General features: G+C 64.5%; 10 protein-coding genes. 1 reads left to right on the forward strand and 9 read right to left on the reverse strand.

Going from position 1 to position 14,621, the window contains the following annotated elements; translation table 11 throughout:
- Positions 1-6 precede the first annotated feature (6 nt).
- Positions 7-3,366: a transglutaminase family protein gene (locus FJ418_RS22110; RefSeq protein WP_140869223.1), complete on the reverse strand. Its 3,360-nt coding sequence runs from the start codon at positions 3,364-3,366 to the stop codon at positions 7-9.
- 105 nt (positions 3,367-3,471) lie between these two features.
- Positions 3,472-4,668, reverse strand: coding sequence for an acyl-CoA dehydrogenase (locus FJ418_RS22115; RefSeq protein ID WP_140869225.1), 1,197 nt, complete (start codon positions 4,666-4,668; stop codon positions 3,472-3,474).
- Between the two features lie 102 nt (positions 4,669-4,770).
- On the opposite strand from FJ418_RS22115, the gene FJ418_RS22120 reads away from it, so the two are divergent.
- Entirely contained in the window at positions 4,771-5,682 is a 912-nt protein-coding gene (locus FJ418_RS22120; protein ID WP_140869228.1) for a LysR family transcriptional regulator, read from the forward strand.
- Here the strand turns inward: FJ418_RS22120 and FJ418_RS22125 are convergent, their stop codons facing one another.
- The 7 genes from FJ418_RS22125 to FJ418_RS22155 all read right to left on the reverse strand — a co-directional run bounded on the left by FJ418_RS22125 (position 5,683) and on the right by FJ418_RS22155 (position 14,519).
- A complete protein-coding gene (locus tag FJ418_RS22125) occupies positions 5,683-8,001 on the reverse strand; it encodes a Tex family protein (protein WP_140869231.1) in 2,319 nt (772 codons plus the stop codon).
- A gap of 121 nt (positions 8,002-8,122) precedes the next feature.
- Positions 8,123-9,301 (reverse strand): serine hydrolase, encoded by a 1,179-nt coding sequence (locus tag FJ418_RS22130; RefSeq protein WP_140869236.1) that lies wholly within the window; start codon positions 9,299-9,301, stop codon positions 8,123-8,125.
- A 28-nt stretch (positions 9,302-9,329) separates the two neighbouring features.
- A complete protein-coding gene (locus FJ418_RS22135) occupies positions 9,330-10,526 on the reverse strand; it encodes a serine hydrolase (protein WP_140869239.1) in 1,197 nt (398 codons plus the stop codon).
- A gap of 67 nt (positions 10,527-10,593) precedes the next feature.
- Positions 10,594-11,622: an extracellular solute-binding protein gene (locus FJ418_RS22140; protein WP_181167048.1), complete on the reverse strand. Its 1,029-nt coding sequence runs from the start codon at positions 11,620-11,622 to the stop codon at positions 10,594-10,596.
- A gap of 44 nt (positions 11,623-11,666) precedes the next feature.
- Positions 11,667-12,479, reverse strand: a complete 813-nt coding sequence (locus FJ418_RS22145) for an ABC transporter permease (RefSeq protein ID WP_140869242.1) — start codon at positions 12,477-12,479, stop codon at positions 11,667-11,669.
- Entirely contained in the window at positions 12,472-13,419 is a 948-nt protein-coding gene (locus tag FJ418_RS22150; RefSeq protein ID WP_140653182.1) for an ABC transporter permease, read from the reverse strand. Before FJ418_RS22150 ends, FJ418_RS22145 begins: the two co-directional genes overlap by 8 nt.
- Positions 13,419-14,519, reverse strand: a complete 1,101-nt coding sequence (locus FJ418_RS22155; RefSeq protein WP_140648102.1) for an ABC transporter ATP-binding protein — start codon at positions 14,517-14,519, stop codon at positions 13,419-13,421. The genes FJ418_RS22150 and FJ418_RS22155 overlap by 1 nt, the downstream gene beginning before the upstream one ends.
- Positions 14,520-14,621: the final 102 nt, after the last annotated feature.

Below are 14,621 nucleotides of genomic sequence, written 5' to 3' on the forward strand. Positions count from 1 at the left end.
TGTCGATCAGAATCTCGCCGGCTGCCTGAGGTCAAGGGTCATGGGGAACTCTTCAGCAGCTTCTTCGTCACGCAGCACATAGCCGCCCGGCGTGTGGCCGCGCGGTTCGAACCGGGCAAGCCGTCGCGCCTCGGCCTCGTTGCCGTTGACTGGGAAGGTGTCGTAATTGCGGCCGCCCGGATGCGCGACATGGTAGACGCAGCCGCCGACCGAGCGGGCCGACCAGCGGTCATAGATGTCAAAGGCCAGCGGCGTGTTGACCGGCAGTGCCGGATGCAGGCCGGACGCCGGCTGCCAGGCCTTGAAGCGAACGCCGGCCACCGCGACCTCGCGATTGTCGGTGACCTTCATCGACACGAGGCGGCCGTTGCAGACGATGGCGTGACGCTCCGGATTGAGGCCTTCGGTTCGCACCTGCAGCCGCTCGACCGAGGAATCGACGAAGCGGACCGTGCCGCCGATAGCGCCCTGCTCGCCCATCACATGCCACGGCTCGAGCGCCTGCCTCAACTCCAGCTTGACGCCGGCATGTTGGACCTCGCCGCAGAACGGGAAACGGAATTCGAGCTGGGCCGCGAACCATTCGGGGCGGAAGTCGAAGCCGTTGAGCTTCAGATCCTCCAGCACGTCGAGGAAGTCCGCCCAGACGTAGTGCGGCAGCATGAAACGGTCGTGCAGCGAGGTGCCCCAGCGCACGAAGCGTCCCTCGAGCGGGTTCCTCCAGGCGCGGGCGATGATCGCGCGGACCAGCAATTGCTGCGCGAGCGACATGCGTGCATTGGGCGGCATCTCGAAGCCGCGGAACTCGACCAGGCCGAGCCGGCCGGTCGGGCCATCCGGCGAGAACAATTTGTCGATGCAGATTTCCGAACGGTGCGTGTTGCCGGTCACGTCGGTCAAGAGATTGCGGAACAGCCGGTCGACCAGCCAAGGCAAGGGCGCCGCGCCCTTGTCGGGATACGGCACCTGCGCCAGCGCGATCTCGAGCTCATAGAGCGAATCGTGCCGCGCCTCGTCGATGCGCGGCGCCTGGCTGGTCGGGCCGATGAACAGGCCCGAAAACAGGTAGGACAGGGACGGATGCCGCTGCCATTGCAGCACCAGGCTCTTCAGAAGGTCTGGCCGGCGCAGGAACGGGCTGTCATTGGGCGTCGCGGCGCCGACCACGACATGATTGCCGCCGCCGGTGCCGGTGTGGCGGCCGTCGATCATGAACTTGTCGGTACCGAGCCGCGACTGCCGCGCTTCCTCGTAAATGGCTGTGGTTGTCGTGACACATTCCTGCCAGTTGGCGGCTGGGTGGATGTTGACCTCGATGACGCCTGGGTCGGGCGCGACGCGGATGACGTTGAGGCGCGGATCCTGCGGCGGGGCGTAACCCTCGATATGCACCGGCAGGCCGATGGCCTTGGCCGCGTTCTCGGCCGCCGCCACCAGTTCGAGATAGTCTTCCAGCGCCTCGACCGGCGGCATGAACACGCACAGCCGCCCGTCGCGCGGCTCGACTGAAAGCGCGGTGCGCACCGCGCCACCGATCTCCGTGATCTCCTGCTCGACGCGATCCTGCTGGCCGGTCGCGGCGGTGAAGGACACGGCCTGTTGGCGGCGCGCCATTTCGTCGGCGCCTTCAGGCTCCGCCGTGGCGGCCCCCGGCAAGATTGCCTCGCGCGCCGGCAGCGGCCCACGCGGCAGCGACGGATCGACCGGCACGATATAGGGGAACTGCGCCGGCGGCACGTAAGGCAGCGTGCCGAGCGGCAGGCGGTAGCCGACCGGGGAATCGCCCGGCACCAGGAACAGGCGGCCGCGCCGCGTCTTCCATTTCTCCGAGCGCCAGCGCTGTCCGGCGGCCTGGCTGTTCCAGCGCTGCACCGGCAGCACGTAGCCCGACGGCTTGGTCAGCCCGCGCTCGAAGACGCGCGCCATGCGGCTGCGCTCTTCCGGGTCTTCCAGCTTGGAATTGGACGGATCGACATTGTCCGGCAGCTTGCCTTCCTTGAGCAGCCATTCGCCAGGGTCCTCATAGGCCTCGCTGACCATCGCCCTGTCGATGCCGAGCTCGCCGGCGATCGCCTTGAGCAGGCTCTCGGCCTGCTGCGGCCCGACCTTCGCGTCACTCTTTTCGCGTGCGATCAGCGACGGGTCGCTCCATACCGGCTCACCGTCGGCGCGCCAGTAGAGCGAGAAGGTCCAGCGCGGCAGGCTCTCGCCCGGATACCACTTGCCCTGGCCGTAATGCAGGAAGCCGCCCGGCGCGAAGCGCTCGCGCAGCCGGCGGATGAGCTGGTCCGCCTTGTCGCGTTTGGATGGACCGACGGCCGCCGTGTTCCATTCCGCGGATTCGAAATCGTCGATCGACACCAAGGTCGGCTCGCCGCCCATGGTGAGCCGCACGTCGCCGTCTTTCAGCACCGCGTCAACCTTTTCGCCCAATCGATCGAGCGCCTGCCAGCTTTCGTCCGAGAATGGCTTGGTGATGCGCGGATGCTCGGCGATGCGGTCGACGCGCATGTCGAAGCCGAATTCGACATTGGCGAAGCTCGCCATGCCGGAAATCGGCGCGGCGTTGCGAAAATGCGGCGTCGCCGCCAGCGGCACGTGGCTTTCGCCGGTGAGCAGGCCGGAAGTCGGGTCGAAGCCGATCCAGCCGGCGCCCGGAATATAAACCTCGCACCAGGCATGCAGGTCGGTGAAGTCGACAGCGGTTCCCGGCGGCCCGTCGAGCGAGACGAGATCGGGCTTCAACTGGATCAGATAGCCGGAGACGAAGCGCGCGGCGACGCCCAGATTGCGCAGGATCTGCACCAGGAGCCAGCTCGAATCCCGGCACGAGCCCTTGCCGGCGGCCAACGTCTCCTCGGGCGAATAAACACCCGTCTCCATGCGCACGATATAGGCGATCTCGCGCTGCAGCCTTGCATTGAGGTCGACGAGGAAATTGACGGTGTTTGCCGGGCTGCGGTCGATGCTTTCCAGAAATTTCGACAACAGCGGCCCGGTCGGCTCCGGTTTCCGGTAGATGGCGAGGTCTTCCCTGATCTCTTCCGGATAATCGAACGGAAAGGTCTCGGCGCTCTCCTCGACGAAGAAGTCGAACGGATTGTAGACCGTCATGTCGGCGACGAGGTCGACCTCGATCTTCAGTTCCGTCACCGGCTCCGGAAAGACGAAGCGGGCGAGGAAGTTGCCGTAGGGATCCTGCTGCAAGTTGACGAAGTGGTTTGCCGGCTCGACCTTCAGCGAATGGCTGAGCACCTTGGTGCGCGAATGCGGCGCCGGCTGCAGCCTGATCACCTGGGGACCGAGCACCACCGGCCGGTCATATTTGTAATGGGTCAGGTGATGGACGGCTGCCAGAATTGCCATGGTGCCCCGGAGCTCGGCGTTTCAGTCGCCGAACCCTGGCATAAATGCTGGCCATTCTCCAAGCAGAGATGTTGCGCTGCACCTAATTTAAGCAGCGTTGCCAGCTTAGAAAAACGCCTGGATACCCGTCTGCGCCCTTCCGAGGATCAGCGCATGCACGTCATGCGTGCCCTCATAGGTATTGACCGTCTCCAGGTTCTGCGCGTGGCGCATCACATGGTAGCCGATCTGGATGCCGTTGCCGCCATGCATGTCGCGCGCCTGACGGGCGATATCGAGCGCCTTGCCGCAATTGTTGCGCTTGACGATCGAGATCATCTCCGGCGCCATCTTGCCTTCGTCCATCAGCCGGCCGACGCGCAACGAGCCTTGCAGGCCGAGCGCGATCTCGGTCTGCATGTCGGCGAGTTTCTTCTGGAACAGCTGCGTGCCGGCAAGCGGCTTGCCGAACTGTTTTCTGTCGAGGCCATACTGCCGCGCCCGGTGCCAGCAATCCTCGGCGGCGCCCATCGCGCCCCAGGAGATGCCGTAGCGTGCCCGGTTGAGGCAGCCGAACGGACCGCCGAGGCCCTTGGCGTTGGGCAGCAGCGCTTCCTCGCCGACCTCGACGCCTTCCATCACCACTTCGCCGGTGATCGAGGCGCGGAGGCTGAGTTTGCCGCCGATCTTCGGCGCAGAAAGCCCTTTCAGGCCCTTTTCCAACACGAAGCCGCGGATCTCGTCCTTGCCATTATCGCCCTTAAGCTTCGCCCAGACGACGAACACGTCGGCGATCGGCGCGTTGGATATCCACATCTTGGAGCCGGAGAGCCTGTAGCCATTCGCGGTCTTCTCGGCGCGCGTCTTCATGCCGCCCGGATCGGAGCCGGCATCCGGCTCGGTGAGGCCGAAGCAGCCGATCCATTCGCCCGACGCCAGCTTCGGCAGGTATTTCTTGCGCTGCGCTTCCGAGCCATAGGCATGGATCGGATACATGACCAGCGAGGACTGCACGCTCATCATCGAACGATAACCCGAGTCGACGCGTTCAACTTCCCGCGCGACCAATCCGTAGGTCACGTATCCGGCGCCAAGCCCGCCATACTCTTCCGGAATGGTGATGCCGAGCACGCCCGCCTCGCCCATCTCGCGGAAGATCGACGGATCGGTCTTCTCGTCGGCATAGGCTTCCTCGATGCGCGGCGCCAGCTTGTCGGCGGCGAATGCGGCAGCGCCGTCGCGCACCATGCGCTCGTCCTCGGAAAGCTGGTCCTCGATGAGGAAAGGATCGTTCCACACGAAGGCATTCTTCTCGGCGGCCATGACTCGCTCCCGGTATTTTTTGATGTGCCCGGCTTATCCGCCCGTGCCAGCGAAAAATCAAACAAAATTGCATCACGGATCAATGAGCGTTAGTAATAGATCATGAGTGTCCAGCGCCGTCTTTTGCCGAATACCGCCGCGCTTGCCGCCTTCGAGGCGGTGGCGCGCCTCGGCTCCTTCACGGCAGCCGCCCGCGAACTCGATCTAACGCAAGGTGCCATCAGCCGGCAGATCAGCTTGGTGGAAGAGCAGTTCGGCCGTCGGCTTTTCGAACGCGACAGCCGCAATGTCCGGCTATCGGCCGCGGGCGAGATCTATGCCGAAGCGGTGCGCTCGGCGCTTGGCCAGTTGCGCGACGCAGCACTTGGATTGATGAGCAATCGGCATAGCGGTGTTCTCAATGTCGCGATCCTGCCAACCTTCGGCACACGCTGGCTGATGCCGCTGATTCCGGATTTCGTCGCCCGCCACCCGGACATCACCATCAACTTCGCCACCCGTATCGGGCGGTTCGATTTCGCCCGCGAACGCTTGGACGCCGCCATCCATCACGGCATGCCGGACTGGCCGGAGGCCGACTGCACGCTTTTGGTGCGCGAAACCGTAATGCCTGTGGTTTCGTCCGAATTCCTGGCCAGCCGCGCTATCGCCACGCCGGCCGATATCGGCCGAATGCCGCTGCTGCATATGGCAACGCGCCCCGGCGCCTGGAGCGAATGGTTCGAGCATGAGGGGCTCGATGCGCCGAGCGGTCCCGGCATGCAGTTCGAGCAGTTCGGCACCGTCGCCCAAGCCTGCATGGCCGGGCTCGGCGTCGCGCTGTTGCCGGAAATCCTGATCGCCGGCGAACTGCAGCGCGGCCAGCTGGTGCCGGCGCCAGGTCGGCCGATGCAAAGCCGCAGCGCCTATTATCTCGTCGTGCCGCACGACAAGCGCGGCTATCCGCCCGTCGCCAGCTTTCGCGACTGGTTGTTGGGTCAGATCGGCAAGGAGCCGGCTGTCCTGGCGTGGTAGCTACTTGCGCTTGAGCGCCTCGGCCAATGCCGCGCCGAACGCGCCCTGCGACGGCCGCTCCGGCTGGCGCTGCGGCACCGGCGCACGCGGTGGCGATTTGCCGCCGCCATTGTCGCGTGGGCCTCTCGGCGCTCCGCCCTCGCCCCCATCCTTGCGCATCGATAGCGCGATGCGCTTGCGCTTGATGTCGACATCGACGACGCGCACTTTCACCACGTCGCCAGCCTTGACCACCTCATGCGCGTCCTTGATGAAACGGTCGGCCAATTGCGAGACGTGCACCAGACCGTCCTGGTGCACGCCGATGTCGACGAAGGCGCCGAAGGCCGCGACATTGGTGACGGTGCCTTCCAGCAGCATGCCGGGCTTCAAATCCTTGATGTCGTCGACGCCTTCCGCGAAGGTCGCGGTCTTGAAGCCTGGGCGCGGGTCGCGTCCGGGTTTTTCCAGCTCGGCGATGATATCGCGCACCGTCGGCAAGCCGAAGCGCTCGTCGACGAAGACGCGCGGGTCGAGCGCCTTGAGCGCTGCGCTGTCGCCCATCAGGGCGCGCACGTCGCGGCCGCAGGCGGCAACGATCTTCTTGGCAACCCCATAGGCTTCCGGGTGAACCGATGACGCATCGAGCGGCTCTGTCCCGTTCGGTATGCGCAGGAAGCCGGCACTTTGCTCGAACGCGCGCGGCCCGAGCCGCGCAACCTTGAACAGGTCCTTACGGGTGGCAAACGGCCCGGCCGCGTCGCGATGCGCAACGATCGCCTCGGCGAGCGACGGCCCAAGTCCCGACACGCGTGCCAGCAGCGGCGCCGACGCCGTATTGAGGTCGACGCCGACGGCGTTCACCGCGTCCTCGACCACCGCTTCCAGGGAACGGCCGAGCCGGTATTGGTCGACATCGTGCTGATATTGGCCGACGCCGATCGACTTCGGCTCGATCTTGACCAACTCGGCCAACGGATCCTGCAGGCGCCTGGCGATGGACACCGCGCCGCGCAGCGAGACATCCAGGCCCGGGAATTCCGCCGCTGCCGTGGCCGAAGCGGAATAGACCGAGGCGCCGGCCTCGCTGACGATGACCTTGAGCGGCTTCGGTCCGGCACCGGCCGGCAGGTCCGCCAGCATGTCGGCAACCAGCTTTTCGGTCTCGCGGCTGCCGGTGCCGTTGCCGATCGAGATCAGCTCCACCTTGTGCTGGCGGATGAGGGCGGCAAGTTCGGCCTGCGTGCCGCGCACGTCGTTCTTCGGCGGGAACGGATAGACAGTCGTTGTCGCCACCAGCTTGCCGGTGCCGTCGACAACCGCCACCTTGACCCCGGTGCGGATGCCTGGGTCGAGCCCCATGGTCGGCCGCGAGCCGGCGGGCGCGGCCAGCAGCAGGTCCTTCAGGTTGCGGGCAAAGACATGGATCGCCTCTTCCTCGGCCCGCTCGCGCAGGTCGCGCATCAAATCGAGCGTCAGATGCAGCGACAGTTTTATCCGCCATGTCCAGCCGGCCACGTCCATCAGCCATTTGTCGCCGGGCCGGCTGCCGCCGATCGCATAGGCATTGGCGATCATGCGCTCGACCGGCTTGACCGGCGATTGATCGTCGGCATCGACCTCGATGTCGAGCGACAGCACTTCCTCGCTGCGACCGCGCAGCATCGCCAGGGCGCGGTGGCTTGGCATATTCGCCCAGCGCTCGACATGGTCGAAATAGTCGGAGAATTTAGCGCCCGCTTCCTGCTTGCCGTCGACGACTTTTGCGCGCAGGAAGGCGCGTTCCTTCATATAGGCGCGCAGCTTGCCGACCAGATCGGCATTTTCGGCGAACTGCTCCGACAGGATGTCGCGCGCGCCTTCGAGCGCCGCCTTGGCGTCGGCCACCTCTTCGGTGACATAGGCGAGCGCAAGCTCGGCCGGAACTTTCGAGCGATCGGCAAGGATTGCTTCGGCAAGCGGCCCGAGCCCACGCTCCTTGGCGATCTCGGCCTTGGTGCGTCGCTTCGGCTTGTACGGGAGATAGATATCCTCGAGCTCGGCCTTGGTGCCTGCGGCGGCGATCTTCGCCGCGAGCTCCTCGGTCAGCTTGCCCTGTTCGCGTATCGAGCCGAGGATCGTCTCGCGCCGCGCATCGAGCTCGCGCAGATAGGCGAGACGCTCGGAAAGGGCGCGCAACTGCGTGTCGTCGAGCCCGCCGGTGACTTCCTTGCGGTAACGCGCCACGAACGGCACCGTCGCGCCCTCGTCGAGCAGCCCGATTGCCGCCGCGGCCTGCTCCGGCCGCGCGCCGATCTCGGCCGCGATGATTGCTGCGATGCGCTTGATGTCCGATGCCATGCTGGTTCCTGCAGAAAAGAGCGGCGACCATAGGCCGGGATGCCGGCCGCGCCAACCGCGCCGGCTTCATCCAGCGAGGAAGGTCCACAGGAAAGACGCTGAGCCCGGCCGCCAGGCCGGATCAAGCTATTCGGCTCAACGCCGCGAGGAATGCCACAATGTCCTCGTCCAGCTTGTCGTCCACTGGCTCCGGCTGCGACGACATCTTGGCGATGACCACTTCCGCCTTCGGATTGACATAGAGCCACTGGCCGTGGATGCCGATGCCGCAGAAGGCGCCGCTGTCATTGCCGGTCTGGTACCATTTGTTGCGGTAGCGCCCCTTCGGGAACAGGAACGCCATCGTGCCGCGCTGCCAGGCTTCATGGCTGCCGCCGGTGGCGACCGTGTCGCGCACCCAGGCTTCCGGGACGATGCGGCGGCCGTTCACCGTGCCGCCCTGCCGCATCATCTCGCCGACACGGGCAAGATCGCGCGGCGTCATCGACATGCCGCCGGCGGTGCGCGCCGTGCCTTCCATGTCGACCGTCACCGACATTTCGCTTGCGGCACCGAGCGGCTGCCACAGTTTTTCGCTGAGCAATTGGCTGACGCGCATGCCGGAAGCGCGCTCGACCAGGATGCCGAGCACATCGGAATTGGGTGAGCGGTAGCGATAGGTCTGCCCGTGCGGCTCGGCAAGGCGCTGGATCGTCATCAGGAACGCCGCGAGGCTCTCCGACCCGCCGCCGGGGTTCCACAACGTCGAGCGGCGGTAGCGGGCGAAAGCGCTCTCCGGATCGAGATAGGCTTCCTCGAAATCGAGGCTGACCGTCATGTCGAGCACGTTGCGCACGCTCGCATCGCCATAGGCCGAGCCCCAGGCTTCGGGAATGTATTCTGTAACTGGCGCGCTGGGATCGAATACCCTTTCGCCTTCCAGTATGCCGGCAAGAAGAGCCGTCACCGACTTGCTGATCGAAAAGATGATGTGGCGGGCTCCGAACGGCATATGCGGCGCCGACCAGTCGCCGACCAGCTTGCCCGCCTTGAGGATCGTCAGCCCGTCCGTGTCGGAACGCTTCAGGAAGCTCTCGACGGTTTCGCTGCCGCCGGCGAGCGGTATCTTTTCCTCAAGCAATGCGCCGAGCGATTTCGCCTCCTCCTCGCCGCCCGGCGCCGCCGCGACATGCGCGCTTGGCACCAGTTCGCCGACATTCTGGAAGGACCATCGGTTGAACGGTGCCAGCCGCCAGGTTTCGAGCCGCACATCCTTGCGGGCAAAGCCGTACTGGGCCTCGAACGCGGTCTTGCCGGTCATGACACTCTCCCGGATTTTACTTGCGGTTTCAGGCCAGCGCGGCGGCGATGGCGTGCACCGCCTTCTGCGCCGCCACCGAATAGGCGGAGTTGACGAAATCCGGATAGGTCGAAAGCTTCACCACGACCATCCTGTGTTCCCAGCTCATATGGATCAATTGGCCGAACACGCCGCGGCACATCAGCGAGCGCGAGCGCGAATCCTCGATCCAGAACTGGTTGCGGTAGCTGCCGTCCGGCAGGCTCGGGCTGAAATTCGGCCCGTGCTTGCCGCTGCGCGTCGCTTCGATCCAATCGGCCGGGATCACGCCGCCGCCATTGTCGAGGATCAATTGTCCGAAGCGGCCATAGTCGCGCAGCGTCGCGTTGAAGCCGCCATCGGCCAGCGCGTAGCCGGCGCTGTCGACGGTGAAGCAGGCGCTCTCGTCGGCGCCGAGCTTCTGCCAGAGTTCTTCCGAGACGAGCTGCGCCAGGCGCTTGCCGCTCACCCGTTCCATGATGAAGGCGAGCACGTCGGTCTCGATCGAACGGTATTCGAAGGCCTCGCCATGCGGGCGCACTCTGTCCTTCAGCCGCAGGATCAGCTCGAACAGGTGCGACGGCCAGGCGAAGTCCGGATCGCTGCCCGGCGGGATCGGCTTCCAGCCGGTCGCGACGTCGACCTGGCCGATCTCGGAATAGCGGTCGGTGTATTCCTCGGAAAAGCGCACGCCCGTCGTCATGTCGAGCACGTGCTGCACGGTGGCGCCGCCCCAGCCGGTCTCGCCGAGTTCCGGCAGATAATCGGTGACCAGCTTGCCGGGATCGATCAGGCCGCGCCCGACCAGGATGCCGCACACCGCGCCGGTGACCGATTTCGCCATCGACTGCGACAGATGCAGCGTGCGCTCGTCCATGCCGTTGAAATAGCGCTCATAGGCGATCTTGCCGTCCTTCAGCACCAGGAAACCGTCGGCATAGGTTTCGTCGAGCAAGCCGGCGAGCGTCGTCGGCGCTCCGTTGCTGTCCACGACAGCCAACCCATCGAGGTCGACTTCGTTGCGCTCCAGGCGATGGCGATGGCCGCTGCCGCGCCAGACCTCGACCGTCGGCAGGAATTCGCGGATGTGCTGGAAGGCCCAGCGGTTCCACGGCGGCCGGTCCCAATCGAGCTTCGGCGGCACCAGCTTCGGCGGCGAGCCTTGCATGATCGGCGGCCGCGGCTCGGAGTTGCGATAAGATGTCATAGTGTCCTCCCGGCAGACACAAGAAAGGGAGGCCGGAGCCTCCCCTCCTTCATGCGTTCCGGCAAAATTATTTGCGCAGGTTGGTCCAGATCTTGTTGTAGATCTCCACCACGTCCGGCGAGCATGGCGGCACGAATTCCGGCGTCGGCGAGCCGGCCGGAGGGCTGATTTCCGGCGAGTTGGCGAATTCCGTAGGCAGGAATTTGTGGCTGCCGGCGATGCCATTGTCGTAGCCGGCGAACTCCGAGATCAACGCCGCGTTCTCGGGCGCCATGACGAAGTCCTGGAACAGCTTGGCGTTGTCGAGGTTCTTGGCGCCCTTCAGCACCGCGACATTGTCCATCCAGCCTTCGATGCCTTCCTTCGGATAGGCGTACTTGATCGCCGGTATCTTCTGGCGCGAGCGGTAGCTGGCGCCGTTCCACTGCTCCGACACGATGACGTCGCCGGAGGTGATCTTGGTGATGGTATCGTAGCTGAAGGTCTTCCACGACGGCTTGGCGGCCATCAGTATGTCGTTGACCTTCTTCAGGTTGGCCTTGTCGGCGCCGCAGCGCGGCACGCCGGCGTAGCGCTCGGCCGCGTGCATGACGGTGTTGACGTCGTCGAGCACATTGATCTGGCCCTTGAGCTCGTCCGGCGGGTTGAACAGGATCGCCAGCGTGTTGATGTCGCCCTTGAACTTGTCCATGTTGACCGAGAACGCCGTCGTGCCGAACTGCCACGGCGCGGTGTAGTGCCGGCCGGAGTCCCAATAGACGTCGACGAAGCGCGGATCGATGTTCTTGCCGTTCGGCATCGCGTTGGGCTCGGTCTTTTCGAGCAGGCCCTCTTCGACCATGATCTTCACGGTGTAGTCCGACGGCACGACGATGTCGTAACCGGAATTGCCGGCACGCACCTTGGACAGCATGGTTTCGTTGGAATCGTAGTCGTCCAGCGTCACCTTGACGTTGTACTGCTTCTCGAACTTTTCGATCAGCTTCGGGTTGGTGTAGTCGCCCCAGTTGTAGATATGCAGTTCGCCGTCGGCGAGCGCCGGCACTGCCGATAGCAGAACGGCCGCGGAAACGGCCGCCATCAGTTTTGCAGACATTTTATGTTCTCCTTGCCTTCCCATTGTTGTGTTGGAGCCCGTGGTCATTTTGCGCGCCGTCGCGCGATCAGGAACGAGACCGAGACGAACAGGATCGACACCAGGAGCAGGATGGTGGAGATGGCGTTGATCTCGGGCGTCATCGGTCGTCGGATCTGGTTCCAGATATAGAGGGGCAGCGTCGTCTGGCCGGGGCCGGCGACGAGCTGCGTGATGGTGAAATCGTCGAAGGAAACGATGAAGGCAAGTGCCGCGCCCGACATGATGCCGGGGACCAGCAGCGGTAGCGTGATGCGCCTGAAGGCATTCCACGGCGTCGCATAGAGGTCCGCCGCCGCATATTCCAGCGTCAGGTCCATGTCCTCCAGCCGCGCCCTGATCGGCATATAGGCGAAGGGGATGCAGAACACGGTGTGGGCGAGGATCAGATTGCCGATGCCGAAATTGAGCCCGAGCGTGCCGGCGATCAACGCGAAGAAGGAAAGCGTCGCCACCGCCGTGATGATCTCCGGCACCATCAGCGGCAGGTTGATGACCATGAAAGCGGCCGCCAAGCCGCGCCACGGTTTCACCCGCGTCATGCCGATGGCTGCAAGCGTCGCGCAGATCGTCGAAACGATCGTCGCGGTCACCGAGATGATCAGCGTGTTGCGCGCCGCGCTGTGGAACTCCTCGTTGCGCAGCGCGCTGCCGTACCAGTTGAGCGTGACGCCTTCCCAATGCGTGACCAGCGAGCCGCTGTTGAACGAGAAGATCATCAGGATCAGCACCGGCACGTAGAGCACCAGCAGGCAGATGTTGGCGATCGAGCGGAAGCCCGGCTGGTCCTTGATGTCCATGACGCGGGGCTCAGCCATGCTGCACCTTCCCCGACGTGTTGCGGACATAGAAGAACAGCGCGACCAACACCGCCGCCATCAGGATCAGCGCCTGCGCGCAGCCGAGCGGCCAGTTGCGCCCCGAGCCGAATTGCTGCGCGATGAGATCGCCGATCATCAGGTGGACGCCGCCGCCCAGGATCAGCGGCGTCACATAGGCGCCGAGCGCCGGGATGAAGACGAGCAGGCAGCCGGCGATGATGCCGGGCTTCGACATCGGGATGATCACCCGCCACAGCACCTGCCGGCGCGTCGCGTAAAGATCATACGCGGCTTCGATCAGCCGGAAGTCGAGTTTCTCCAGGCTCGAATAGAGCGGCAGCACCATGAACGGCAGGAAGGCGTAGAGCAGGCCAAGCTGGATGGCGAAATTGGTGTAGAGCATCGTGATCGGCTTATCGATCACGCCGAGCGCCAGCAGCGCGTTGTTGATCAGGCCCTCGTCGCGGATGATGAACATGATCGCCAGCGTGCGGACCAGAAGGTTCGACCAGAACGGGATGGTGATCAGAAGCACCCACCAGTTGCGCTGCGCCGGCGGCCGGGTGGCCATGAAATAGGCGGTCGGGAAACCGAGCAGCAGGCAGATCACCGTCGTCACCACCGCGAACAGGAAGGAGCGCAGGTAGATGATCAGGAAATCCGACGTGAACTGCAGCGTGTCGTCGAAAATGTCGCGTTGGAACAGGAAGTTCAGATAGGCATCGGTCGAGAACTGCCACTGCACGCCGCCATAGGGCGCGGCGACCAGGAACGAATAGACGCAGATGATGAGGAGCGGCAGCACGCCGAATATGCCGATGATGATCAGCGCTGGCAGCGACAGCAGCCGGTTGCGCCGCGCGCTGGTTTTCACCGCCTGGGCTTCGAACAACGCGGCGTTGGAGAGCGTGGTCGGGGAGAGCGTGGCTGTCGTCATCAGTCTTTCAGGACGCGGGCGGCGTCCTCCTCGAACTGGATGCCGACCTTCGCCCCGGTCTCGTAGGTGACCGGCGCCGAGCGGCTGTTCTGGTGGCGCACGATGAAGTTCTCGCCGCCGTCGAGCTTGACGTGATAATGCGTGTCGGTGCCGAAATAGACGATGTTGGAGAGCGTCCCGGCGACCGTGCCTTTGGCCGGATCGGGTACCAGGTCGGCGTGCTCGGGACGCACCACCAGCGTCACCTCGCCGGTCGGATCGAAGCCTTCCGGATAACCCGCGGCGATCGTCGCGTTGCTGGCGAACTTGACCGTCGCTACGCCGGGCTTTTTCGACACCACAGTGCCAGGCAGGAAATTGGTTTCGCCGATGAAGTCGGCAACGAAGCGTTCGGCCGGCCGGTCGTAGATGTCGCGCGGCGTGCCGACCTGCAGGATCTTGCCGGCCGACATGACCGCGATGCGGTCGGACATCGTCAGCGCTTCTTCCTGGTCATGGGTGACGAAGATGAAGGTGATGCCGGTTTCGTTCTGCAGCCGCTTCAATTCGATCTGCATTTCCTTGCGCAGCTTGTAGTCCAGAGCAGAAAGCGGCTCGTCGAGCAAAAGCACCTTCGGCTGCGGCGCCAGCGCCCGGGCCAGCGCCACGCGCTGCTGCTGGCCGCCCGAAATCTGGCTGGTGCGGCGCGCCTTCAGCGCCTCCATCTTGACCAGCTTCAGCATCTGGGCGACGCGCGCTTCGGTCTCTCCTTTCGGCTTGCCGAGCATTTCCAGCCCGAAGCCGATATTCTGCGCCACCGTCATGTGCGGGAAGAGCGCGTAGCTTTGGAAGACAGTGTTGACCGGGCGCTTGAAGGGCGGCAGCGGCGCGATGTCGCGCCCGTGCAGCAGTATCTCGCCGGCGGTCGGGAAATCGAAGCCGGCAATCAATCTCAGCAGCGTCGTCTTTCCGCATCCGGACGGGCCGAGCAAAGTGAAAAACTCGTTTTCGCGGATCGACACCGACACCGTGTCGAGAGCGGCTACCTGGTTTTCGCCGGTGCCAAAGACCTTGCGAACACCGCGAACTTCAATCGCGTTCTTACCCGGTTGTTCCGGCACGATTACCCCATTGAGAGAGCCTGCTCTTGTCGGCAGGTGTGTTCCTGTTTGATTGTCACCACAAGCCGGTCGGCTTGGCAACTGCGGAGCAGTGACTCGATC

The organism is Mesorhizobium sp. B2-8-3, from assembly GCF_006440815.1.
In the GTDB taxonomy this organism is placed as follows: Bacteria; Pseudomonadota; Alphaproteobacteria; order Rhizobiales; family Rhizobiaceae; genus Mesorhizobium.